21 protein-coding genes and 2 pseudogenes are annotated in these 22387 nt (G+C 57.2%); 11 read left to right on the top strand and 12 right to left on the bottom strand.

Translation table 11 applies throughout. From position 1 onward, the window contains the following. Nucleotides 1-67 precede the first annotated feature (67 nt). Nucleotides 68-151: pseudogene (locus K2184_RS04790) on the bottom strand (IclR family transcriptional regulator); the annotation flags it as partial. A gap of 181 nt (nt 152-332) precedes the next feature. Between K2184_RS04790 and K2184_RS04785 the strand changes: the two are divergent. Further along, complete coding sequence (locus K2184_RS04785) at nt 333-656, top strand: hypothetical protein (RefSeq protein ID WP_126488047.1); 324 nt, start codon at nt 333-335, stop codon at nt 654-656. Nucleotides 657-724: 68 nt separating this feature from the next. On the opposite strand, the gene selB is transcribed toward K2184_RS04785, so the two are convergent. The 5 genes and pseudogenes from selB to K2184_RS04760 form a co-directional block, all read right to left on the bottom strand. Beyond that, complete coding sequence (selB, locus tag K2184_RS04780) at nt 725-2572, bottom strand: selenocysteine-specific translation elongation factor (RefSeq protein WP_163524750.1); 1848 nt, start codon at nt 2570-2572, stop codon at nt 725-727. Beyond that, the gene (gene selA, locus K2184_RS04775; protein ID WP_016807714.1) at nt 2569-3957 is read right to left on the bottom strand and encodes an L-seryl-tRNA(Sec) selenium transferase; all 1389 of its coding nucleotides are present in this window, start codon (nt 3955-3957) and stop codon (nt 2569-2571) included. The genes selB and selA overlap by 4 nt, the downstream gene beginning before the upstream one ends. A 95-nt stretch (nt 3958-4052) precedes the next feature. Further along, nucleotides 4053-4477: pseudogene (locus K2184_RS04770) on the bottom strand (glutathione S-transferase N-terminal domain-containing protein). A gap of 91 nt (nt 4478-4568) precedes the next feature. Continuing rightward, the gene (locus K2184_RS04765; protein ID WP_004106821.1) at nt 4569-5705 is read right to left on the bottom strand and encodes an HlyD family secretion protein; all 1137 of its coding nucleotides are present in this window, start codon (nt 5703-5705) and stop codon (nt 4569-4571) included. 3 nt (nt 5706-5708) lie between these two features. Beyond that, nucleotides 5709-6080, bottom strand: coding sequence for a DUF3302 domain-containing protein (locus K2184_RS04760; protein WP_047720526.1), 372 nt, complete (start codon nt 6078-6080; stop codon nt 5709-5711). Nucleotides 6081-6616: 536 nt separating this feature from the next. On the opposite strand from K2184_RS04760, the gene mtlA reads away from it, so the two are divergent. The 3 genes from mtlA to mtlR all read left to right on the top strand — a co-directional run bounded on the left by mtlA (nt 6617) and on the right by mtlR (nt 10392). Further along, nucleotides 6617-8527 carry a PTS mannitol transporter subunit IICBA gene (mtlA, locus tag K2184_RS04755; protein ID WP_004106823.1) on the top strand — a complete coding sequence of 637 codons (1911 nt, stop codon included), beginning with the start codon at nt 6617-6619 and terminating at the stop codon, nt 8525-8527. 123 nt (nt 8528-8650) lie between these two features. Then, nucleotides 8651-9799: a mannitol-1-phosphate 5-dehydrogenase gene (gene mtlD / locus K2184_RS04750; protein WP_004106824.1), complete on the top strand. Its 1149-nt coding sequence runs from the start codon at nt 8651-8653 to the stop codon at nt 9797-9799. Beyond that, a complete protein-coding gene (mtlR, locus tag K2184_RS04745; protein WP_024274809.1) occupies nt 9796-10392 on the top strand; it encodes a mannitol operon repressor MtlR in 597 nt (198 codons plus the stop codon). Before mtlD ends, mtlR begins: the two co-directional genes overlap by 4 nt. Here mtlR and K2184_RS04740 read toward each other — a convergent pair. Then, entirely contained in the window at nt 10381-10605 is a 225-nt protein-coding gene (locus tag K2184_RS04740; protein ID WP_004106828.1) for a hypothetical protein, read from the bottom strand. The genes mtlR and K2184_RS04740 overlap by 12 nt on opposite strands. A 275-nt stretch (nt 10606-10880) precedes the next feature. Here K2184_RS04740 and K2184_RS04735 point away from each other — a divergent pair, with 275 nt between their 5' ends. From K2184_RS04735 to trmL, 5 genes are all read left to right on the top strand, one after another. Next, the gene (locus K2184_RS04735; RefSeq protein ID WP_004106830.1) at nt 10881-11243 is read left to right on the top strand and encodes a YibL family ribosome-associated protein; all 363 of its coding nucleotides are present in this window, start codon (nt 10881-10883) and stop codon (nt 11241-11243) included. A gap of 476 nt (nt 11244-11719) precedes the next feature. Then, nucleotides 11720-13375 (top strand): L-lactate permease, encoded by a 1656-nt coding sequence (lldP, locus tag K2184_RS04730; protein WP_004106831.1) that lies wholly within the window; start codon nt 11720-11722, stop codon nt 13373-13375. After that, complete coding sequence (gene lldR, locus K2184_RS04725; protein ID WP_004106838.1) at nt 13372-14145, top strand: transcriptional regulator LldR; 774 nt, start codon at nt 13372-13374, stop codon at nt 14143-14145. Before lldP ends, lldR begins: the two co-directional genes overlap by 4 nt. After that, nucleotides 14145-15368, top strand: coding sequence for an FMN-dependent L-lactate dehydrogenase LldD (gene lldD, locus K2184_RS04720; RefSeq protein ID WP_004116380.1), 1224 nt, complete (start codon nt 14145-14147; stop codon nt 15366-15368). Before lldR ends, lldD begins: the two co-directional genes overlap by 1 nt. A 126-nt stretch (nt 15369-15494) precedes the next feature. Continuing rightward, nucleotides 15495-15968: a tRNA (uridine(34)/cytosine(34)/5-carboxymethylaminomethyluridine(34)-2'-O)-methyltransferase TrmL gene (gene trmL, locus K2184_RS04715; RefSeq protein WP_004106843.1), complete on the top strand. Its 474-nt coding sequence runs from the start codon at nt 15495-15497 to the stop codon at nt 15966-15968. 104 nt (nt 15969-16072) lie between these two features. Here the strand turns inward: trmL and cysE are convergent, their stop codons facing one another. The 5 genes from cysE to K2184_RS04690 form a co-directional block, all read right to left on the bottom strand. Beyond that, nucleotides 16073-16894, bottom strand: coding sequence for a serine O-acetyltransferase (cysE, locus tag K2184_RS04710; protein WP_004106845.1), 822 nt, complete (start codon nt 16892-16894; stop codon nt 16073-16075). Nucleotides 16895-16974: 80 nt separating this feature from the next. Then, nucleotides 16975-17991 carry an NAD(P)H-dependent glycerol-3-phosphate dehydrogenase gene (gpsA, locus tag K2184_RS04705; RefSeq protein WP_004106848.1) on the bottom strand — a complete coding sequence of 339 codons (1017 nt, stop codon included), beginning with the start codon at nt 17989-17991 and terminating at the stop codon, nt 16975-16977. Next, nucleotides 17991-18458: a protein-export chaperone SecB gene (gene secB / locus K2184_RS04700; protein WP_004106849.1), complete on the bottom strand. Its 468-nt coding sequence runs from the start codon at nt 18456-18458 to the stop codon at nt 17991-17993. The genes gpsA and secB overlap by 1 nt, the downstream gene beginning before the upstream one ends. A gap of 60 nt (nt 18459-18518) precedes the next feature. Next, a complete protein-coding gene (grxC, locus tag K2184_RS04695; protein ID WP_004106850.1) occupies nt 18519-18770 on the bottom strand; it encodes a glutaredoxin 3 in 252 nt (83 codons plus the stop codon). Nucleotides 18771-18881: 111 nt separating this feature from the next. Further along, on the bottom strand, nt 18882-19313 hold the full coding sequence (locus K2184_RS04690; protein ID WP_004106853.1) for a rhodanese-like domain-containing protein: 432 nt from the start codon (nt 19311-19313) through the stop codon (nt 18882-18884). A gap of 245 nt (nt 19314-19558) precedes the next feature. Here K2184_RS04690 and gpmM point away from each other — a divergent pair, with 245 nt between their 5' ends. Further along, complete coding sequence (gene gpmM, locus K2184_RS04685; RefSeq protein WP_004106855.1) at nt 19559-21103, top strand: 2,3-bisphosphoglycerate-independent phosphoglycerate mutase; 1545 nt, start codon at nt 19559-19561, stop codon at nt 21101-21103. A 9-nt stretch (nt 21104-21112) separates the two neighbouring features. Further along, nucleotides 21113-22384, top strand: a complete 1272-nt coding sequence (envC, locus tag K2184_RS04680) for a murein hydrolase activator EnvC (RefSeq protein ID WP_004106857.1) — start codon at nt 21113-21115, stop codon at nt 22382-22384. Nucleotides 22385-22387 lie beyond the last annotated feature (3 nt).

Here is a 22387-nt window from a genome sequence, read left to right as displayed (position 1 = left end):
CGCCTTGATCCTGAATGGAGTCAGCGGCGTTTTCTCTCAGATGCCCGGGACAATTAGGTCATCTGCCTTAGCCTTCCCGCACGGAAAAGCCCAGTTCGCGAGAAATCGCCTCTGCCGTCTCGCGCAGCGGCTTGAGTAAACGCTTCGCTCCCGCCATTTCAGGGGGTAACAACTGAGAAACGAACTCAGAAGCAGCAATAAGCGGGCTATTTCAGATTGACCTCCCTCGCTCCCAGGCCACATACTTTCTCCCGCCCCCCGCTGCTAGCGGGGGTTTGATGGCGCAAGCGACGTCATGTCTCCCGGTGTTTTAGAACAGGATCTTTTGATTTATGGATGAATTCATTACCGTTTCTTTAAAAAAAATGAGCGCGGGCAGTATTTATAAAATCCTGCTTATCGGCCTGACCTGCTCATTAGTGCCGCTCGGCCTTTTAAACGGCATTCTCGCGGCGGTTGGCGTCAATTTACTGACGCTGCGCTGGAACGGAGAAGCTGTCCATGGCTTCAGCGCGATTATTATCAGCCCGATCTTCTGCTTCATCCTGGCGCTGGTGTTGACCGGCATCGTAGGCAGCCTGGCCTGGCTCGGATTATGGATTTACGGCCAGTTTCGCCCGCTGACTCTGCGCATCTCTTCCACCGAGCGGGGTTAATGCAACCCGCTGCCCGGGCCATCAGACCAGACCTGATAGCCCGGCCAGGCGCCTCCGGCAACTTCTGTTTATTCTTTTATGAACAATGCCTTATCCCGCAGAATATGGTCGTTACCGCGACGGCGAGTAAAACCGATGCGGTCAAAATACTCGAGGATCTGAATCGCCAGCTTGCGCCCGACGTTCAGCGTATCGCGGAAATCCGCCGCGCAGGTTGACCCCCTTTCCAGATCCAGTTCACGGATCATTTTGGCAAACTCCACGATCCGATCGTTGCGATAGTAGCGATCTTTGACGATCGCGGTAATCATCCCCTGCTGCGCCGCCTGGCGAAGCACCGCACGCATTAACGACTCTTCCACGCAGGCTTCCCGCGCCAGATCGCGAACCCACCAGGGCTCATCGGCAAACAGTCCGGCGACCCGCTGCCAGATGGCCTGCTGCTCGTCGGTAAAGCCCGCTTTATGTTCCGGCAGATGCAGCCAGCCGTGGTGGCTATGAACAATACCGCTTTCTCGCATTTGCTCAATCAGCAGCAGCACCAGCGCTTCATCTTCCATCGGCAGCGCAATACGCCGCAGCCGTTCGCGGCCCGGTCCCGGCTCATCGCGATGCTGATCGTGATAGCGCGCGAGGGCTTCAAGCAGCTTGCGCTGCCAGCGCGCGGCGAGCGGGGCGCTCAACAGGCTCTTTCCCGCCTGTAGATAGTCAGGGCGGTTAATCAGGGCGTTGAGGCCATCGCTACTGAGCTGACGCGCCCAGGCGAAATCATCGAGACGCACCGCATCGCGCTGAAGGTGAATATCCAGCGCCTGGACGTCATCGCTTTGCGCAGCAGCCAGCGCGTGCAGCCACTGTAAATACTCCGGCTTACGCTTGCCCCGGCGCGGCGGATTGAGCGTCACCACTCGCGCACCGGCGAGCGTCAGGCGCGCGGAAGTATCGCGCAGCACCAGACGGTCATTATCCGCCAGCCGCAGCGGCGTATCGAGGACCAGCTCCGCCAGCGCGCCTTCAAGCAGCGACACCCGGCCGGTAATATGGCTGGCAGCGTGGTGGACATGCAGCGGCTGCCACTGGCTAAGCGGCGTGTGGCACTCGAGCTCGACAATGACCCGGTCAGAGGCTTCCGGGGGCTGTACCGAGAGCAGCCAGTCGCCGCGATTGAGGTCCTCTTTTTGCGCATCGCCGACAATATTCAGGGCAATACGCTGGCCGGCCCGGGCCTGCTCAACCGGCTGATTTTGCGCGTGCAGACCGCGCACGCGCATCGGTTTATCCACGCCGGTCAGCCACAGCGTCTCGCCAACGTTGACCTCGCCGGATAGCGCCGTCCCGGTAACCACCAGCCCCGCGCCTTTGACGGTAAATGCCCGGTCGATCGCCAGGCGAAAACGCTGATGCTGCGGATGCGCGCGCGCGGCAAGGCGCAGGAGATGCTCGCGCAACTCGTCAATGCCCCGCCCTTCCGTCGCCGCGACGGTAAACAGGGTCGCGCCGGTAAAGCCGAACTCCGCCAGCGCCGCATCGATTTCCGCCTTTACCTCCTCGATCCGAGTTGCTTCTACGCGGTCAGCTTTGGTCAGCGCGACGGTTAACGTCGGCTGCCCGGTAAGCTGGAGGATCGCCAGATGTTCGCGCGTCTGCGCCATCACCCCATCATCGCAGGCCACCACCAGCAGCGCGTGATCGATACCGCCGACACCGGCCAGCATGTTGGACAAAAACTTTTCGTGACCGGGTACGTCGATAAACCCCAGTACCCGCCCGTCGGGCTGCGGCCAGTAGGCGTAGCCCAGATCGATTGTCATCCCGCGCGCTTTCTCTTCCGGCAGGCGATCGGCGTTGATGCCGGTTATCGCCTGCAGCAACGTGGTTTTGCCGTGATCAACGTGTCCGGCGGTGGCAATAATCATCTCAGTAACATCTCCATAAACCGGGTTTCATCCTCAAGACAGCGCAGGTCCAGCCACAGGCGGCCATCATAGATCCTGCCAATAACCGGCACGGACAGCAGACGCCAGCGTGCCGCCAGGGCCTCCAGCTGGCTGCCGCGACCATCGCGCGGAGTCAACGTCAACGCCGCGCTGGGCAAACGGTCCACCGGCAGCGAGCCGCTGCCGATCTGCGACAGGCATGGCTCAACCCGCAGGTCAAAATCAGCATAATGCGCGACCAGAGCCGTTCGTATACGTTCGGCCTGCTGACGAATGTCATCCGCCTGACGAGTCAGCAGGCGTAGAGTCGGCAGCTCTGCGGCCAACTTTTCCGGGTGCAGATAGAGGCGCAGCGTGGCTTCCAGGGCCGCGAGGGTCATTTTATCCGCCCGCAGGGCGCGCTTGAGCGGATGGCTCTGCAAACGGGCGATTAGCGATTTTTTGCCGACGATGATTCCTGCCTGCGGGCCCCCCAGCAGTTTATCGCCTGAGAAGCTCACCAGGCTGACGCCTGCGGCAATCATCTCCTGCGGCATCGGCTCTTTCGGCAGGCCGTACTGGCTTAAATCTACCAGCGAACCGCTACCGAGATCGGCCACCACCGGGATATTCAACTCGCGCCCCAGCTCGGCCAGCTCCGCTTCATCGACCGCTTTCGTGAAGCCCTCAATGCTGTAGTTGCTGGTATGCACCTTCATCAGCAGGCCGGTATTGTCGTTCACCGCCTGACGATAATCTTTCGCGTGGGTGCGGTTAGTGGTACCGACTTCATGCAGAACGCAGCCCGCCTGGCGCATCACGTCAGGAATACGGAACGCGCCGCCGATCTCCACCAGCTCACCGCGCGACACCACCACCTCGCTGCCGCCGGCGATCGCCGCCAGCATCAGCAGTACCGCCGCCGCGTTGTTATTGACGATACAGGCGTCTTCCGCACCGGTGATACGGCACAGGAGGTCGGCGAGCGCTCGGTCGCGGTGGCCGCGTCCGGCATCATCAAGATCGTATTCCAGCGTCACCGGCGCGCGCATCGCCCGGGCAACCGCCTCAACCGCCGCTTCCGCCTGAATCGCCCGGCCAAGATTGGTGTGCAACACGGTACCGGTCAGGTTAAAAACCGGACGCAGCGCGCTCTGCTGCGTCAGCGCCAGCCGCCTCGTCGTTTCCTGCAGCCAGTCATCGCACCAGCCCGGCAGCGCCTGGTTCTGACGGATATTTTCCCGCGCCTCGTCCAGCATCTGGCGCAGCAGCGCCACCGTCTGGGAGTGACCATATTGCATCAGCAGCGGTGAGAATGCGGGATCGCGGAGTAAACGGTCGATGGCCGGAAGCCGGGTATAAAGCGCACGAATCTCGGTAGTCATGAATGAGCCTATTTTCCCCCCTCCCGACGGGAGAGGGAGTCAACAAATGAGCAGCAATTGTAATCCCTTCACGAGAAAACTGTTACCTGCCTGGGTCAACTCACCGGCGGTTCGGTGCGCGCAAAGCTGGCGCGCTGAAAGAGGGAATCCACCAGACGGACCAGCTTCGGTCGGGTGGCGCACCAGCCTGGCGCGACGCGGCGGAAATTGAGATAAGCGATGGCGCAGGCTGCGGAAATGGTCGCCAGATTAACCTCATCAGGGCGCAACGTTCCGTCACTCGCATAGCCGGGCCGATGCCGAGCAGCTCCAGGTATTGAGCAATAATGGGAGAATCGTACCAGCAGTCACCGTCATCGGTGACCAGCGCGGGCACTTTTCCCAGCGGATTATACTGCGCCACGCCGTTAGTCTCGTGGTAAGGGAATTCGTTGACGAACTCAAAGGGGATCGCTTTTTCCAGCAGTATGACGGAAATTTTGCGCACAAAGGGACTGGTGTAGCTGCCGATCAGTTTCATTGCCTGCTCCTTTCGCCAACAAAGTATTAAGTATGGCGCAGGCGCAGGCAAATAGCAGAGAGAGAAATCACCTCATGCCAGAACGATTTCATCAATGATCCAGATAGAGATAGTGCATCCAGCTGGTCATGCGCAGTAGCACTTTACGCATCACCGAAACGTGGGTGAAATGATCGGAGTAAACCGCCACCTGGGCATAGATCCCGTCAGGCAGAGCGTCGACGGCAGCGTTGGGCTCCAGCTCAATGGTCGCCAGCACGCCATCGGTACCCGGCGTCACCGTCAGTGCCTGCAGCGTGCCCTGCGCCTGGTATGTTCCGCCCGGCACGACCGGCAGAATACTCACCAGTTTGCCGCGAAAGACCTGTCCCGGCAGCGCGTTGAATACCGCTTCGGCATCGTCGCCCTGCTCCAGCCTGAGCAGCGAATTTTGCCGGAACTGCGCCACGATGAGGCGTTTCTGTTGCGGAATAAAGACCATCACCGGCCGCAGAGGCAGCGAGGCGGCATAGGTACCGGGACGAATCAGGACCTGGGTAATATAACCGTCGCTGGGCGCGCGCACGGTGGTCTGGTCAAGATTATATTTCGCCTCCGCCAGCTGCGCGCGCAGGCTCACTATCTGAGACTGCTCGCCGTTAACCATGCTGTCGAGCTGACTCTGAATTTGCGCCTGCTCCGCCACCGATCCTTTCACCATCGCATCCTGGGCGAGGTAGTTTTGCCGGGCATTATCGATATCGCTTTCCGAAAACGGATTAACCCGCGCCTGGCTTCCTTTCAGGTAGCGCTGATAATCCTTATACAGACGGTCGCGCTCCGCCGAAACGCGCGTGGTGTTGGCCTGAGCCTCAGAAAGCTGGGCTTTAAGGGTATTGATACTGTGCAGCGCGGTCACAAGATCGGCCTGGAGTCTGTCGACCCGCGCCTGATAACGTGTCGGGTCGATGGTAAACAGCACCTCTCCCTTTTTAACCCGTTGATTGGCTTTATCCGTAACGCTGCTGACCACTCCGGTAACCTGCGGGGTAATCGGAATAGAAATCACCGCCTTCTGCGCAGTGAAGGTATAAGGATGGTTGTAGTTCATTAATAAAATAAGCGCGCTAACAATTAATACGCCGCCCAGCGCCGCGGTGGGAACCGTCCATTTATTTACCGGGATCTTAAATATTTTAAATATCGACCAGGCTATCGCCACGTAGGTTAAAATAATCAGCAGATCCATGAGTTATTTCTCCACCGTAGGGGATTGGGTAGATGGCTGAATACCCGTTATCTGCTTTTCAAGCGCAATAACCCGTTGCCGCAGTTCGCTAAGTTCATCCTCGCTTTCCGTCGCCTCCGGCGACATCTCATCCCGCGAGTGCTGCATCCCCCAGCCGCGTTCAGGCCGATAAAGCGTGGCCCAGATCCATAAAAACGGCCAGATAACGTGCAGAGTAAAAAGACTCACCCAACCCGCAACGTGAATGGCATCGGCATGCGGGTGGTTACGTTTCTTCGCGATCAGATAAGGAATATCATGGAGAATGATGATTCCATAAAAAATCACCAGAAATACAAAGATCAGAACGCCGAGCGCAAAATAATTGAGAAACATAATTTCCTCGGATTTACGCTAATTATTTCCAGGATGTATGCCGGGCCCGACAAAAAAAAGGGCGGACAAATTGAGCATAATTCACCCGTTTCATTTTCGCCATTGACGACTAAAATGTTCTTTAAGCCCTCACGTTGCTGAATGACGCATCAGCAAGCAGAACGCGGTATAACCTGCGCGAGATCACATCAGGGAAAATCCAGGTGAAAATATTTTGTGATGCACATCACAAATAAATAACAAAAAGTCAAAGTAAATTTGTGATTTTAATCACATAAAAATGCATTATCCCCCCTTAAAACCGGGTCTGTTGTTTTTTTACACACCAATTTTGTGACGAAGATCACTACAAAAGACCCTCGTCGCCCTATATTCATGTGATCCAAGTCACATAAAAATCCATCGACTGGACAGCTTAACGATTCAGTGCCAGATTTCGCACTATCACTCAGGGCCCGGCTACCTCTGCCGCCTTATTAACAACAAGCCTCGGGCTTTCAGCCTGCCGATAGCAAAAACAGAAGAAGGGGTGTTTTATGTCATCCGATATCAAGATCAAAGTGCAAAGCTTTGGTCGTTTCCTCAGCAATATGGTGATGCCAAATATCGGCGCGTTTATCGCGTGGGGTATTATCACCGCACTATTCATTCCGACAGGATGGTTACCGAACGAAACGCTGGCGAAGCTGGTCGGTCCGATGATCACCTATCTGCTGCCGCTGCTGATCGGTTATACCGGCGGTAAGCTGGTTGGCGGCGAGCGCGGCGGCGTAGTCGGCGCGATTACCACCATGGGCGTTATCGTCGGCGCGGATATGCCGATGTTCCTCGGCTCCATGATCGCCGGTCCACTGGGCGGCTGGGCTATTAAAAAATTCGACGTGTGGGTAGACGGTAAGATCAAGTCCGGTTTTGAGATGCTGGTGAATAACTTCTCCGCAGGCATCATCGGTATGATCCTCGCTATCCTGGCGTTCCTCGGCATTGGCCCGGCGGTTGAAGTTCTGTCGAAAATCCTGGCTGCGGGCGTTAACTTCATGGTGGCGCACGACATGCTGCCGCTGGCGTCTATCTTTGTTGAACCGGCAAAAATCCTGTTCCTCAATAACGCCATCAACCACGGTATCTTCTCGCCGCTGGGCATCCAGCAGTCTCACGATCTCGGCAAATCTATTTTCTTCCTGATTGAAGCCAACCCGGGTCCGGGGATGGGCGTCCTGCTGGCATACATGTTCTTTGGTCGCGGTAGCGCGAAACAGTCTGCGGGCGGTGCGGCAATTATCCACTTCCTCGGCGGTATTCACGAAATTTACTTCCCGTACGTACTGATGAACCCGCGCCTGATTCTGGCGGTTATCCTCGGCGGTATGACCGGCGTGTTTACCCTGACCCTTCTCAACGGCGGTCTGGTTTCTCCGGCCTCTCCGGGCTCCATCCTCGCCGTGCTGGCAATGACGCCGAAAGGCGCCTACTTCGCTAACATCGCCGCGATTGTTGCCGCCATGGCCGTCTCCTTCGTGGTTTCAGCCGTGCTGCTGAAAACCAGCAAAGTTAAAGAAGAAGATGATATTGAGGCCGCAACCCGCCGTATGCAGGATATGAAAGCGCAGTCCAAAGGCGGCGCCACTCCGCTGGCCGCGGGAGACGTGGCTAACGACCTGAGCCACGTGCGTAAAATCATCGTTGCCTGCGATGCCGGTATGGGCTCCAGCGCAATGGGCGCAGGCGTGCTGCGTAAAAAAGTGCACGATGCCGGACTGAGTAATATCTCCGTCACCAACTGTGCGATCAACAACCTGCCGCCGGATGTTGACCTGGTCATCACCCACCGCGACCTGACCGAGCGTGCGATGCGCCAGGTGCCGCAGGCGCAGCATATTTCGTTGACTAACTTCCTCGACAGCGGCCTGTACACCAGCCTGACCGAACGTCTGGTTGCGGCGCAGCGCCACACGGATAACGAAGAGAAAGTTCGCGATAGCCTGAAAGACAGCTTCGACGCGTCTGACACCAACCTGTTCAAACTCGGCGCGGAGAACATCTTCCTCGGTCGTAAAGCGGCAACGAAAGAAGAAGCGATTCTGTTTGCCGGCGAACAGCTGGTGAAAGGCGGCTACGTTGAACCGGAATACGTCCAGGCGATGCTGGATCGTGAAAAGCTGACCTCCACCTATCTGGGTGAGTCCATTGCGGTACCGCACGGCACCATTGAAGCCAAAGACCGCGTTCTGAAAACCGGCATCGTCTTCTGCCAGTACCCGGAAGGCGTGCGCTTTGGTGAAGAAGAGGATGAGGTGGCTCGCCTGGTTATCGGTATCGCCGCCCGTAATAACGAGCATATCCAGGTGATTACCAGCCTGACCAACGCGCTGGACGATGAGTCGGTGATTGAGCGTCTGGCGAAAACCACCAGCGTTGAAGAAGTTCTGACGCTGCTGAAAGCGTAACCTGTTGCCCGGCAGTGCGCCGGGCAACGCCCGCCTCTCCTCATTCGTGGGGAGAGGGTTCGGGTGAGGGAAAAGCCTCACCCGAACCCTCTCAGGTAAAAACATTAATTGAAGGTTAATACTATGAAAGCATTACATTTTGGCGCAGGTAATATCGGTCGTGGTTTTATCGGCAAACTGCTGGCGGACGCGGGGATACAGCTGACGTTCGCGGATGTAAATCAGGTCGTGCTTGATGCCCTGAATGCCCGTCATAGCTATCAGGTTCACGTGGTCGGCGAGAATGAGCAGGTCGATACCGTTTCCGGCGTTGACGCCGTCAGCAGCATCGGCGACGAAGTTGTCGAGCTGATTGCCAGCGTGGATCTGGTGACCACCGCCGTCGGCCCGGTCGTGCTGGAACGCATCGCCCCGGCGATTGCCAAAGGCCTGGTCAAACGTAAAGCGCAGGGGGTTACTGCCCCGCTCAACATCATCGCCTGCGAGAACATGGTCCGCGGTACCACCCAGCTGAAGGGACATGTCTTTAACGCCCTGGGCGAAGAAGATAAAGCCTGGGTTGAAGCCAACGTCGGCTTCGTTGATTCCGCCGTTGACCGCATCGTTCCGCCATCGGCTTCCGCTACTCACGATCCGCTGGAAGTCACCGTGGAAACCTTCAGCGAGTGGATTGTCGACAAGACCCAGTTCAAAGGCGAACTGCCGAACATCCCCGGTATGGAATTAACCGATAACCTGATGGCATTTGTCGAACGTAAGCTATTCACCTTAAACACCGGACATGCTATAACCGCCTACCTCGGAAAACTGGCGGGTCATCAGACCATCCGTGACGCGATTCTTGATGAGAAGATTCGCGCTGTGGTTAAAGGGGCCATGGAAGAGAGCGGCGCGGTGCTGATTAAACGCTATGCCTTTGACGCGCAGAAGCATGCTGCTTACATCCAGAAAATTCTCGGTCGCTTTGAGAACCCGTATTTGAAAGATGACGTTGAGCGCGTTGGCCGCCAGCCGCTGCGTAAACTGAGCGCTGGCGACCGTTTAATTAAGCCGCTGCTTGGTACGCTGGAATACGGCCTGCCGCACCGGAATCTGCTGAAAGGGATCGCCGCGGCGATGCACTTCCGCAGCGAAGACGATCCGCAGGCGCAGGAACTGGCGGCGCTGATTGCCGAGAAAGGCCCACAGGCCGCGCTGGCGCAGATTTCTGGTCTGGACGCGGCAAGCGAAGTGGTGGCGGAAGCCGTTAACGACTACAACGCGACCAAATGAGGCAAGACCTGGCGCGGTCCGAACCGCGCCCATTACTTATGTCAGATATGCAGGCAATAATGGAAGAAACACAGGCATTTGAAAACCGTGTGCTTGAACGTCTGAATGCTGGCAAAACCGTACGAAGCTTCCTGATCGCCGCCGTTGAACTGCTTACGGAAGCGGTCAATATCCTGGTGCTTCAGGTATTCCGTAAAGACGACTACGCGGTGAAATACGCAGTGGAGCCGTTGCTGGACGGCGACGGGCCGCTGGGCGACCTTTCCGTACGCCTGAAGCTGATCTACGGCCTTGGGGTGATTAGCCGCGCCGAATATGAAGATGCCGAACTGCTGATGGCCATGCGCGAAGAGTTGAATCACGATGGTAATGAGTACAGTTTTACCGACGATGAGATCCTCGGACCGTTTGGCGAGCTGCACTGCGTCGCCGCCCTGCCGCCCACGCCGCAATTCGATGATAGCGATGCGGAGCTGCTGGCAATGCAAAAGCTGCGCTACCAGCAGGTCGTACGTTCAACAATGATGCTTTCTCTGACCGAGCTGATTTCTAAAATCAGCTTAAAAAAAGCCTTTCAAAAATCAACGCTCTGATTCTGACTCTTGCTGGTCGCACGTCGGCCGATAAAGCTGACGATAATACTCAAGACGTCGCAGAAACAGCGCTTCTTTATCAGCCGGAATATCCGGCGGTATATGCTGCAAACGCGGAGATTTTTTTAGATATTCCATAAAAGCCTGACTTGAAGCCATAAAATCTACGGCTTTATCAATAATACGCGGTACGCCGTCGCCTATTTTCGCCATCACGCTCTCCTCTGCTGGGGAATGATCCTATTAAGGATTAGCCAAAAATAGCGTTTCAGATGAGGAAAACGTGCTTAACAGCCGACAGGCTTCACAGAAATGAGTATTCGCCAACTCTGCCTTGAAACAGGAATAATTTTCAATAAGTTATATTGTGCCGTTACGCCTGTTAAGGGTAAAAAAATGGCGTCGTTTTGATAAATAACTACCCACAACCCAAGCGACAGCACATACTATAGTCTGATAATGCCCCTTTCTTAATAGATTAAACCACCATGAAAGAAGTCGAAAAAAACGAAATTAAGCGCCTGAGCGATCGTCTTGATGCTATCCGCCACCAGCAGGCCGAGCTGTCACTGGTCGAAGCTGCTGACAAGTACGCCGAACTGGAAAAAGAGAAAACCACCATTGAGACGGAGCTCGTCCGCCTGCGTGAGGTTCAGGGCCAGAAGCTGAGCAAAGAAGCGCAAAAGCTGATGAGCATGCCGCATCGCCGCGCCATCACCAAAAAAGAGCAGGCCGATATGGGCAAGCTTAAGAAAAGCGTACGCGGTTTAGTCGTTGTCCACCCGATGACCGCGCTGGGACGCGAAATGGGCCTCAAAGAGATGACCGGCTTCTCAAAAACCGAGTTCTGATATTTTCATCCCGTGAATCTCCCGGCTCGCGCTACGCTTAGCCGGGCTACGGGTTCACTGCCCTCTGCGAGAGGGTAGCCCGGGCAGATGCGCAGCATCGCCTCCGGGAAATGTGCCGAACCTGGTGTAACGGCGCCGCTGCCTCCCGGTGGCGTTGTGCTGACCGGGCTACGGGTTCACAGCCCTCTGCGAGACGGTAGCCCGGACAGATGCGCTGCATCGCCTCCGGGATCTATTCTGATTCTAACGCTATTCACCGCCCCAATTGGCCCTACCAATTATTTCTTAAACCCTCTAATGGTTCACATATCCATCATTTTCCGTCACAATCATATTGCCCAGCAATAACATTTGATTAACCATTCCTTGTCGTTAATCCTACAATCGCAATTTGGCTGGGCCAATTTTACAAATGATGTGACCTGCTAAGAGCACAAGACTCAGCACGGCATCATGGCGGCCCGATGGAGACCTGCATGAACCTCTGGCAACAAAATTACGATCCGGCCGGCAACATCTGGCTATCGAGTCTTATCGCATCGCTACCGATTCTGTTTTTCTTTTTTGCCCTGATTAAGCTCAAGCTGAAAGGGTACGTCGCTGCGACCTGGACCGTGGTCATTGCGCTCTCCGTCGCCCTGCTGTTCTACAAGATGCCGGTTGACCACGCGCTGGCCTCCGTCATCTACGGGTTCTTCTACGGCCTGTGGCCAATCGCGTGGATTATTATCGCCGCGGTCTTCGTCTATAAAATTTCGGTGAAAACCGGGCAGTTCGACATTATCCGCTCATCGATCTTATCGATTACTCCGGACCAGCGTCTGCAAATGCTGATCGTCGGTTTCTCCTTCGGCGCCTTCCTTGAAGGGGCCGCCGGTTTTGGCGCGCCGGTCGCCATCACCGCAGCGCTGCTGGTAGGACTCGGCTTTAACCCGCTGTATGCGGCGGGCCTGTGCCTGATCGTTAATACCGCGCCGGTGGCGTTTGGCGCGATGGGCATTCCGATTCTGGTCGCCGGGCAGGTTACGGGACTCGACAGCTTTGAAATTGGCCAGATGGTCGGCCGCCAGCTGCCGTTTCTGACCATCATCGTGCTGTTCTGGATCATGGCGATTATGGACGGCTGGCGCGGCATTAAAGAGACCTGGCCTGCGGTCATGGTTGCCGGCGGCTCCTTTGCTATCGCTCAGTACCTCAGCTCAAACTTCCTCGGCCCGGAGCTGCCGGACATTATCTCTTCGCTGGTATCGCTGGTCTGTCTGACGCTGTTCCTCAAACGCTGGCAGCCGGTACGCATCTTTCGCTTCGGCGATATGGGCGCATCGCAGGTCGATATGAACCTGGCGCGCACGCACTACACGCCGGGACAGGTGATTCGCGCCTGGACACCGTTCCTGTTTCTGACCGCCACCGTGACCCTGTGGAGCGTGCCGCCGTTCAAAGCGCTCTTCGCTCCCGGCGGCGCAATGTACGATTTTGTGATTAATATTTCCGTGCCGTTCCTCGACAAGATGGTAGCGCGCATGCCGCCGGTGGTTAGCGAAGCCACGCCATATGCCGCGGTCTATAAATTTGACTGGCTCTCCGCCACCGGCACCGCGATCCTGTTCGCCGCGCTGCTTTCCATCGTCTGGCTGCGCATGAAGCCAAAAGATGCGATTTCCACCTTTGGCAGCACGCTGAGAGAGCTGGCGTTGCCGATTTACTCCATCGGCATGGTGCTGGCGTTCGCCTTTATTTCCAACTATTCCGGTCTATCCTCAACGCTGGCGCTGGCGCTGGCGCACACCGGCCATGCATTTACCTTCTTCTCGCCGTTCCTCGGTTGGCTGGGGGTATTCCTGACCGGTTCAGATACCTCGTCTAACGCGCTTTTTGCCGCGCTGCAGGCCACTGCGGCCCAGCAGATTGGCGTCTCCGATATCCTGCTGGTCGCAGCAAATACCACCGGCGGCGTGACCGGGAAAATGATCTCCCCGCAGTCGATCGCCATCGCCTGTGCGGCGGTCGGCCTGGTGGGTAAGGAGTCCGATCTGTTCCGCTTTACCGTCAAACACAGCCTGATTTTCACCTGTATGGTCGGCGTCATCACCACGCTGCAGGCGTATGTCTTAACCTGGATGATCCCGTGATAGTGATGCCAAAACGCCTTGCCGACGACGTCGCCCGTCGCGTGCGGGCGCTGATTGAAGAACAAAAGCTGGAGGCGGGCATGCGATTGCCCGCCGAGCGCCAGCTGGCAACGCAGCTCGGCGTATCGCGCAATTCTCTGCGCGAAGCGCTGGCGATGTTAGTCAACGAAGGGGTGCTGCTCAGCCGTCGCGGCGGCGGCACCTTCGTGCGCTGGCAGCACGAAGCGTGGTCGGAGCAAAACATCGTTCAACCGCTGAAGACGCTGCTCTCCGACGACCCCGATTACAGCTTTGATATCCTCGAAGCCCGTCATGCTATTGAAGCCAGCACCGCCTGGCATGCGGCAATGCGGGCAACCGATGCCGAAAAAGAGAAAATCCGCCTCTGCTTTGAAGCCACCCAAAGTGAAGACCCGGACCTGGCCTCGCAGGCCGATGTCCGCTTCCACCTGGCGATCGCCGAAGCCTCGCACAACGTGGTGCTCCTGCAAACCATGCGCGGTTTTTTTGACCTCTTACAATCCTCAGTCAAGGAGAGCCGCCAGCGGATGTATCTCGTCCCGCCGGTATTCGCTCGCCTCACCGAACAGCACCTGGCGGTCATGGAGGCGATTGTCGCCGGTGACCCGGAAGGTGCCAGACAGGCGATGATGGCCCATTTGGGCTTCGTTCACGCCACCATCAAACGTTTTGATGAAGACCAGGCCCGCCAGGCGCGAATTACCCGCCTGCCCGGTGACCATAACGACAATTCCAGGGAGAACTTGTGATGATTATTTCCGCCGCCAGCGACTACCGCGCCGCCGCACAGCGTATCCTGCCACCGTTCCTGTTCCACTACATCGACGGCGGCGCTTACGCCGAGCACACCCTGCGCCGCAACGTTGAGGATCTCTCCGACGTGGCCCTGCGCCAGCGCATTCTGCGCAATATGTCGGATCTGAGCCTGGAAACCACCTTATTCAATGAGAAGCTGGCGATGCCAACGGCGCTGGCGCCGGTTGGGCTGTGCGGGATGTACGCGCGCCGTGGTGAAGTGCAGGCCGCCGGCGCAGCGGATGAGAAAGGCATACCCTTCACCCTCTCTACCGTTTCCGTCTGCCCGATAGAAGAAGTTGCCCCGACCATTAAGCGTCCGATGTGGTTCCAGCTGTACGTTCTGCGCGACCGCGGCTTTATGCGCAACGCGCTGGAGCGCGCGAAGGCGGCGGGTTGTTCAACGCTGGTCTTTACCGTCGATATGCCGACCCCCGGCGCACGCTATCGCGATGCTCACTCCGGGATGAGCGGCCCGAACGCGGCGATGCGCCGCTACTGGCAGGCCGTGACCCATCCGCAGTGGGCATGGGACGTCGGATTAAACGGCCGCCCACATGATTTAGGCAACATCTCCGCCTACCTCGGCAAGCCGACCGGCCTGGAGGATTACATCGGCTGGCTGGCGAATAACTTCGATCCCTCGATTTCCTGGAAAGACCTTGAGTGGATCCGTGAATTTTGGGATGGCCCGATGGTGATCAAGGGGATCCTCGATCCGGAAGATGCCCGCGACGCGGTGCGCTTCGGCGCAGATGGCATCGTGGTGTCTAACCACGGCGGCCGCCAGCTTGATGGGGTGCTCTCTTCCGCCCGCGCCCTGCCCGCGATTGCCGATGCGGTTAAAGGCGACATTACGATTCTCGCCGATAGCGGCATCCGCAACGGCCTCGATGTCGTGCGCATGATTGCCCTCGGCGCCGATAGCGTGCTGCTGGGCCGCGCTTATCTGTATGCGCTGGCCACGCACGGCAAGCAGGGTGTCGCCAATCTGCTGAACCTGATCGAAAAAGAGATGAAGGTGGCGATGACGCTGACCGGGACGAAAACCATCGGCGAAATCAGTCGTGAATCCCTGGTGCAAAACGCCGATGCGCTGCGGACTTTTGATGTTATTAAGGCGGGGAATGCGGCGGTTACCTCTAACCCTGAAGGAACCGTCCGGCAGGCGGGTTAACTTCCTCGTCGGGCCATCCGGCTCACAGGCTGGCGCCGGTTTGCTCCCGCTCCCTTTCCGCGAGAGGGTCGGGGTGAGGGTTAGCCAAATATCTGCTATTCTGCCCCCCGCAATTAAGGGGGCAGCATGCTTAACATCGTCTTATTTGAACCAGAAATCCCGCCAAATACCGGGAATATCATCCGCCTGTGCGCTAACACCGGCTTCAATCTGCATATTATCGAGCCTATGGGGTTTGCCTGGGATGATAAGCGCCTGCGCCGCGCCGGTCTGGATTACCACGAGTTCGCCGCCGTCCAGCGCCATCGCGATTACGCCGCGTTTGTTGAAAGCGCAAAGCCGCAGCGCCTGTTCGCCCTGACCACCAAAGGCACGCCGGCGCACAGCGCGGTGAGCTATCAGGACGGCGATTATCTGATGTTTGGCCCGGAAACTCGCGGACTGCCGGGCAGTATTCTTGATGCTCTGCCGCCAGAACAAAAAATCCGTATTCCGATGATGCCGGACAGCCGCAGCATGAACCTGTCAAATGCGGTGTCGGTGGTGGTCTATGAAGCCTGGCGCCAGCTGGGATATCCCGGCGCGGTACTGCGCAGCTGAGCTGGCTTTCTCCCGGAGGCGGCGCGTAGCGCCTGTCCGGGCTACCAGACTGCGCTCGGCTTTGTAGCCCGGATAGATGCGCAGCATCGCCTCCGGGAAATCAATCAAATACCGTCACCGTACTCGAAGGTATGGTGTATGCCATTAAAGTGCTGATCCATATCCATTGCGGGCTTATCGCTCTCTGGCTTGCCCACAATACGGGCCGGTACGCCTGCGGCGGTGGTATGCGGCGGCACCGGCTGCAGCACCACCGAACCCGCGCCGATTTTTGCTCCGCGCCCGACTTCGATGTTGCCAAGGATCTTCGCCCCGGCGCCAATCATCACCCCTTCACGAATTTTCGGATGACGATCGCCGCTAGTTTTACCGGTACCGCCGAGGGTCACGGATTGCAGAATCGACACATCGTCTTCAATCACCGCCGTTTCGCCGACAACAATACCGGTGGCGTGGTCAAGCATGATCCCGCGGCCAATCTTCGCCGCCGGGTGGATATCCACCTGGAACGATACGGAAACCTGATTTTGCAGGAAGATCGCCAGCGCCCGACGCCCCTGATTCCATAGCCAGTGGCCGATACGATAGGCCTGCAGCGCGTGGAACCCTTTCAGGTAAAGCAGGGGGGTCGAGTATTTATCCACCGCCGGGTCGCGCGTTCGCACCGCCTGAATATCGCAGGCAGCGGAAGCGATCATTTCCGGGTCAGCGGCGTAGGCCTCTTCCACCACTTCTCGGATTGCGATGGCGGGCATAATCGGAGAAGCCAGCTTGTTCGCCAGCATATAGCTCAGGGCGCTGCCGAGATTTTCGTGCTTGAGTAGCGTGGCGTGGTAAAAACTGGCGAGCATCGGCTCACAGTCAGCTAAAGCCCGGGCTTCGGCTTTAATGTTATTCCAGACGATATCCAGTTCTTCACACGGCATTGCTGACTCCAGACGATATAATCATGACCGGCCAGTTCTTCGCTGGCCGGGTCATTCAGGTGATCCAGGTTCCATTACGGTTAATTGCTGCGCTCGTCCTTGCGTGCACGGCCTAATAAGGTCAATGCTGCCTCGCGCGCAATTTTTCCGCAATACAATACCTGATAAATTTCCTCGGTTATTGGCATTTCGACGCCTAAACGCTGCGCCAGAACGCGAACCTCTTTGGTATTGCGATAGCCTTCAACCACCTGGCCAATCTTCTCCTGAGCGCTTTGCACATCCATACCCTGGCCGAGCATCATGCCGAAGCGGCGGTTACGCGACTGGTTATCGGTGCAGGTGAGCACCAGATCGCCTAAGCCCGCCATACCCATAAAGGTTTCCGGATCGGCGCCAAGGGCCTCCCCGAGGCGAGACATTTCGACCAGCCCGCGGGTAATCAGCGCGGTACGCGCATTGGCGCCAAAGCCGATACCGTCAGACATGCCGGCGCCGATAGCGATAACGTTTTTCACCGCTCCGCCGAGCTGCACGCCGATAAAATCCGGGTTGATATAGACGCGGAAGCTCTTGCCGCAGTGCAGCAAGCGTTGCAAATCATCAGCAAACTGCGGATCCGTCGACGCCAGCGATATCGCCGTCGGCAGGCCTGCCGCCAGCTCTTTCGCAAAGGTCGGACCGGAAATTACCGCCAGCGGAATATCGTCGCCCAGGGCTTCACGGGCCACGTCCTGCAGCAGGCGTCCGGTTTCCGCTTCCAGACCTTTTGTCGCCCAGACCAGACGAGCGTCAGAGCGCATCAGCGGTTTAATCTGCCGCAGCACTTCGCCGAAAACGTGGCTCGGCACGACTACCAGAATATCGCGGCTGGCAGCCAGCGCGGTCGCCAGATCGCTTTCCAGATGCAGCGTGTCGGGGAAAGGAACGTCAGGAAGAAATGCGGCGTTGCAGCGATCGTGCTGCAGCGTCGCAATATGTTTCGGGTCATGGCCCCACAGCACAACGTGGTGGCCATTTCTTGCCAGGGTGATGGCAAGAGCGGTGCCGTAAGAGCCGGCACCGATTACAGTCATTGCAGCGTTAAGCGCGTTCATCAGGCATCCTGATGTTGTTCAGCACCTTCGCCAGCCTGCTGCTGCAGATAGTTCATAAACAGCGCATCGAAGTTCACTGGCGCAAGGTTCAGTTGCGGGAAGGTACCGCGAGAAACCAGGCTGGTGATGCACTCACGCGCGTACGGGAACAGAATGTTCGGGCAGTATGCGCCGAGGCAGTGCGCCATCTGGGTACCGTCGATGCCTTCGATGGAGAAAATACCGCCCTGCTGAACTTCACACAGGAATGCAGTTTCTTCGCCCAGCGAGGCGGTTACGGTGACACGCAGCACCACTTCATACACGCCTTCAGCCAGCTGGCTGGAAGCTGTATCCAGATCAAGTTTAACTTCCGGCTGCCAATCTTTCTGGAAAACTTGCGGCGCGTTCGGCGCTTCAAAAGAAATATCTTTGGTATAGATGCGCTGAATCTGGAAAGTCATTTCGGTGCTGTTTTGTTCTGACATAGTAAAACCCTTTCGTGTTGTCCTTAAGTACGCCCGTCCAATGGAGATGAGCGCAAAAAATTAGCGCAAGAGGGGATCGAGTCCACCACGTGAATCAAGCGCATACAAGTCGTCACAGCCGCCAATGTGCTGCGCATCAATAAAAATCTGCGGAACCGTCGTCCTACCGCTGCGCTGAATCATCTCTTCACGCTTTGCAGCATCGCCATCGATAGGCAACTCGTTGAACGTGACGCCCTTGCTGTTCAGCAAGGCTTTCGCACGCACGCAAAACGGACATGTCGCTTTGGTATAGATATCAATATTGGCCATGACTTCACTCCTGTTTTTACCCCCGAGGGTTTTACACCGCAGGCAATGTTCCCCCGCTGGCGAATCGCCGGCACAGGGGAAACCGCACTACGCCATAAAGACGCGGGTAAATTATTTACCGCGTACCAGCGGAAGGTTCTCGCCGCTCCAGCCTGCGATGCCTTCCTTCAGTACGAAGACCTTTTCAAAACCGGCTTTGTTCAGCGCGCTGGCGGGTTCTTGCGCCTGCATACCTGAGCCGTCTACTACTATAATGGGTTGTGCTTTGTGCTTTTCCAACTCGCCGACGTTATTTGCTTTGATATCGCTCGGCAGCAGGTTAATAGAACCCGCAATATGACCTTTGCGGAAATCGTCACGCTGACGCAGGTCGACAACCACGGCATCTTCTTTGTTGATCAGGCGCGTCGCTTCACCGCGGGTGATGACTTTAACTTTCGACATCAGCCCTTTAAAGGTGGTGAACAGCACCGCCGCCAGCAGCGCGACCCACGCGATGCTCAGGACGGGGTGACGGCTGATGAATTGCATAATTTCTTGCATGGGGGGTTACAACTCCCGACTAAGTGAGAAAAAAACCAGGGAAGGAGTATACCTGTGCATTGCGGCAAATACAGCCAGTGAGCGCGATGTAATGTATTTTCTGCGGCCCGTCACGAAAAAAAACCGCTCTCGCCGCGGCGATGCGCTCTGGCCGCCCTCTTTCTTTGATCTTTTACGGTGATTTGATCGATTCAGCTGTAGTAAAATTACGCAAATTTTCTGTCTTTGAGCATGAGGTTGTCGCAATGTCGGTTTCTAAAAAACCTATGGTACTGGTGATTCTGGATGGCTATGGCTACCGTGAAGACCAGCAGGATAACGCTATTTACAGCGCCAAAACCCCTGTTATGGACGCACTGTGGGCAAAACGTCCGCATACTCTGATTGATGCGTCAGGCCTGGAAGTCGGTCTGCCGGATCGTCAAATGGGTAACTCCGAAGTGGGCCACGTCAACCTCGGCGCGGGCCGCATCGTGTATCAGGACCTGACCCGCCTGGACGTTGAAATCAAAGAACGCACCTTCTTCGCCAACCCGGTACTGACCGGCGCGGTGGATAAAGCCGTTGCCGCTGGCAAAGCCGTGCATATCATGGGCCTGATGTCTCCGGGCGGCGTCCACAGCCACGAAGACCACATCATGGCGATGGTGGAGCTGGCAGCCGAACGCGGCGCGGATAAAATCTATTTGCACGCTTTCCTCGACGGCCGCGATACCCCGCCGCGCAGCGCTGAAAAGACGCTGGCGAAATTCGAAGATAAATTTGCCGCACTCGGCAAGGGCCGCGTCGCCTCAATCATTGGCCGCTACTACGCCATGGATCGCGACAACCGTTGGGATCGCGTTGAGCAGGCTTACGATCTGATGACTCTGGCGAAAGGCGAGTTCCAGGCCGATACCGCCGTTGCGGGCCTCCAGGCCGCTTATGCACGCGATGAAAACGATGAATTCGTGAAAGCAACCGTTATTCGCGCTGAAGGCCAGGCCGATGCGGCCATGGAAGACGGCGATGCGCTGATTTTCATGAACTTCCGTGCCGACCGCGCTCGCGAAATCACCCGCGCCTTCGTTAACGCCGATTTCGACGGATTTGCCCGTAAGAAAGTGGTTAACCTCGATTTCGTCATGCTGACCGAGTACGCCGCAGACATTAAAGTCGCCTGTGCTTATCCGCCGGCATCTCTGGTGAACACCTTCGGCGAATGGATGGCGAAAAATGACAAAACCCAGCTGCGCATCTCCGAAACTGAAAAATACGCTCACGTCACCTTCTTCTTCAACGGCGGCGTTGAAGAGCCGTTCAAAGGCGAAGAGCGCATTCTGATCAATTCACCGAAGGTCGCAACCTACGATCTGCAGCCGGAAATGAGCTCCGCTGAGCTGACCGAAAAACTGGTTGCCGCCATCAAGGGCGGTCAGTTCGACACCATCATCTGCAACTACCCGAACGGCGATATGGTTGGCCACACCGGGGTGATGGAAGCCGCCGTTAAAGCGGTCGAAGCGCTGGATGACTGCATCGACCAGGTGAGCAAAGCCGTTGAATCCGTAGGCGGACAGCTGCTGATCACCGCAGACCACGGCAACGCCGAGCAGATGCGCGATCCGGCCACTGGCCAGGCGCACACCGCGCACACCAACCTGCCGGTTCCGCTGATTTACGTTGGCGATAAAAACGTCAAAGCGGTCAACGGCGGCAAACTTTCCGACATCGCGCCGACCATGTTGACGCTGATGGGAATGGAAATCCCGCAAGAGATGACTGGCAAGCCGCTGTTCATCGTGGAATAATCCTTCCCCATGAGGGGAAAGGCGACTTATTCAACTACATGGATCGCAACGGCAGTTCGATCCGTCCTTTACGCCAGCGCGCTTAGCGCTGGCGTATTGCTGTGCGCCGCATCTGCTCACGCCGACGATCGCGACCAGCTTAAATCCATTCAGGCCGACATCGCCGCTAAACAGCGGGCGATTAAACAGCAGCAGCAGCAGCGTGCTTCCCTGGTTGCCCAGCTTAAAGCGCAGGAGGAGGCCATCTCCGCCGCCGCGCGCAAGCTGCGCGAAACCCAGGAAACGCTGAACCAGCTAAATAAGCAGATCGACGAAATGAACGCCGCGCTCGCGAAGCTGGAGCGTCAGCGCGCCTCGCAGGAGCGCAACCTTTCCGCCCAGCTCGATGCCGCGTTTCGTCAGGGGCCGCACACCGGCATCCAGATGATCCTCAGCGGCGAAGAGGGGCAGCGTAATCAGCGTCTGCAGGCCTACTTTGGCTATCTGAACCAGGCGCGTCAGGAAACCATCGCCCAGCTCAAGCAAACTCGCGAAGACGTGGCGGTGCAAAAATCCATGCTGGAAGAGAAACAGAGCCAGCAGCAAACCCTGGTGTACGAGCAGCGCGCCCAGCAGAGTAAGCTGGAGCAGGCGCGCAACGAGCGTAAAAAAACCCTCGCCAGCCTTGAATCCTCTATTCAGCAAGGCCAGCAGCAGCTCAGCGAAATGCGGGCTAACGAATCACGCCTGCGCGGTCGTATCGCCCAGGCGGCGGCGGCGGCCAAAGCGCGAGCGGATCGCGAAGCCCGCGAAGCGCAGGACGTACGCAATCGCCAGCAGGAAGCCTCACGTAAAGGCACCACCTACAAACCTACCGAAAGCGAACGCTCGCTGATGTCCCGCACCGGCGGGCTTGGTTCACCGCGAGGCCAGGCATTCTGGCCGGTTCGCGGCTCAATTCTCCATCGCTATGGCGAACAGCTGCAAGGTGAACTACGTTGGAAGGGGATGGTTATCGCTGCGTCTGAAGGCACCGAGGTCAAAGCCGTTGCCGATGGTCGGGTTATTCTTGCCGACTGGCTGCAGGGCTATGGCCTGGTGGTGGTCGTTGAACACGGCAAAGGCGACATGAGTCTTTACGGCTATAACCAAAGCGCGCTGGTCAGCGTCGGCACTCAGGTCCGGGCGGGCCAGCCGATCGCTCTCGTAGGCAGCAGCGGCGGTCAGGGCCGCCCGTCGCTCTATTTCGAAATTCGCCGCCAGGGTCAGGCGGTCAATCCACAGCCGTGGTTGGGAAGATAAGTT

This window comes from Klebsiella sp. K5-306 (assembly GCF_051835185.1).
Classification (GTDB): domain Bacteria; phylum Pseudomonadota; class Gammaproteobacteria; order Enterobacterales; family Enterobacteriaceae; genus Klebsiella; species Klebsiella oxytoca.
This window is presented reverse-complemented; position numbering and strand designations above follow the sequence as displayed.

Excerpts from the sequence above, each read along its gene's own strand:
- K2184_RS04785 (WP_126488047.1), top strand. The coding sequence starts at position 333 with ATGGATGAATTCATTACCGTTTCTTTAAAAAAAATGAGCGCGGGCAGT.
- selB (WP_163524750.1), bottom strand. The coding sequence starts at position 2,572 with ATGATTATTGCCACCGCCGGACACGTTGATCACGGCAAAACCACGTTG.
- selA (WP_016807714.1), bottom strand. The coding sequence starts at position 3,957 with ATGACTACCGAGATTCGTGCGCTTTATACCCGGCTTCCGGCCATCGAC.
- K2184_RS04765 (WP_004106821.1), bottom strand. The coding sequence starts at position 5,705 with ATGGATCTGCTGATTATTTTAACCTACGTGGCGATAGCCTGGTCGATA.
- K2184_RS04760 (WP_047720526.1), bottom strand. The coding sequence starts at position 6,080 with ATGTTTCTCAATTATTTTGCGCTCGGCGTTCTGATCTTTGTATTTCTG.
- mtlA (WP_004106823.1), top strand. The coding sequence starts at position 6,617 with ATGTCATCCGATATCAAGATCAAAGTGCAAAGCTTTGGTCGTTTCCTC.
- mtlD (WP_004106824.1), top strand. The coding sequence starts at position 8,651 with ATGAAAGCATTACATTTTGGCGCAGGTAATATCGGTCGTGGTTTTATC.
- mtlR (WP_024274809.1), top strand. The coding sequence starts at position 9,796 with ATGAGGCAAGACCTGGCGCGGTCCGAACCGCGCCCATTACTTATGTCA.
- K2184_RS04740 (WP_004106828.1), bottom strand. The coding sequence starts at position 10,605 with ATGGCGAAAATAGGCGACGGCGTACCGCGTATTATTGATAAAGCCGTA.
- K2184_RS04735 (WP_004106830.1), top strand. The coding sequence starts at position 10,881 with ATGAAAGAAGTCGAAAAAAACGAAATTAAGCGCCTGAGCGATCGTCTT.
- lldP (WP_004106831.1), top strand. The coding sequence starts at position 11,720 with ATGAACCTCTGGCAACAAAATTACGATCCGGCCGGCAACATCTGGCTA.
- lldD (WP_004116380.1), top strand. The coding sequence starts at position 14,145 with ATGATTATTTCCGCCGCCAGCGACTACCGCGCCGCCGCACAGCGTATC.
- trmL (WP_004106843.1), top strand. The coding sequence starts at position 15,495 with ATGCTTAACATCGTCTTATTTGAACCAGAAATCCCGCCAAATACCGGG.
- cysE (WP_004106845.1), bottom strand. The coding sequence starts at position 16,894 with ATGCCGTGTGAAGAACTGGATATCGTCTGGAATAACATTAAAGCCGAA.
- gpsA (WP_004106848.1), bottom strand. The coding sequence starts at position 17,991 with ATGAACGCGCTTAACGCTGCAATGACTGTAATCGGTGCCGGCTCTTAC.
- secB (WP_004106849.1), bottom strand. The coding sequence starts at position 18,458 with ATGTCAGAACAAAACAGCACCGAAATGACTTTCCAGATTCAGCGCATC.
- grxC (WP_004106850.1), bottom strand. The coding sequence starts at position 18,770 with ATGGCCAATATTGATATCTATACCAAAGCGACATGTCCGTTTTGCGTG.
- K2184_RS04690 (WP_004106853.1), bottom strand. The coding sequence starts at position 19,313 with ATGCAAGAAATTATGCAATTCATCAGCCGTCACCCCGTCCTGAGCATC.
- gpmM (WP_004106855.1), top strand. The coding sequence starts at position 19,559 with ATGTCGGTTTCTAAAAAACCTATGGTACTGGTGATTCTGGATGGCTAT.
- envC (WP_004106857.1), top strand. The coding sequence starts at position 21,113 with ATGAGGGGAAAGGCGACTTATTCAACTACATGGATCGCAACGGCAGTT.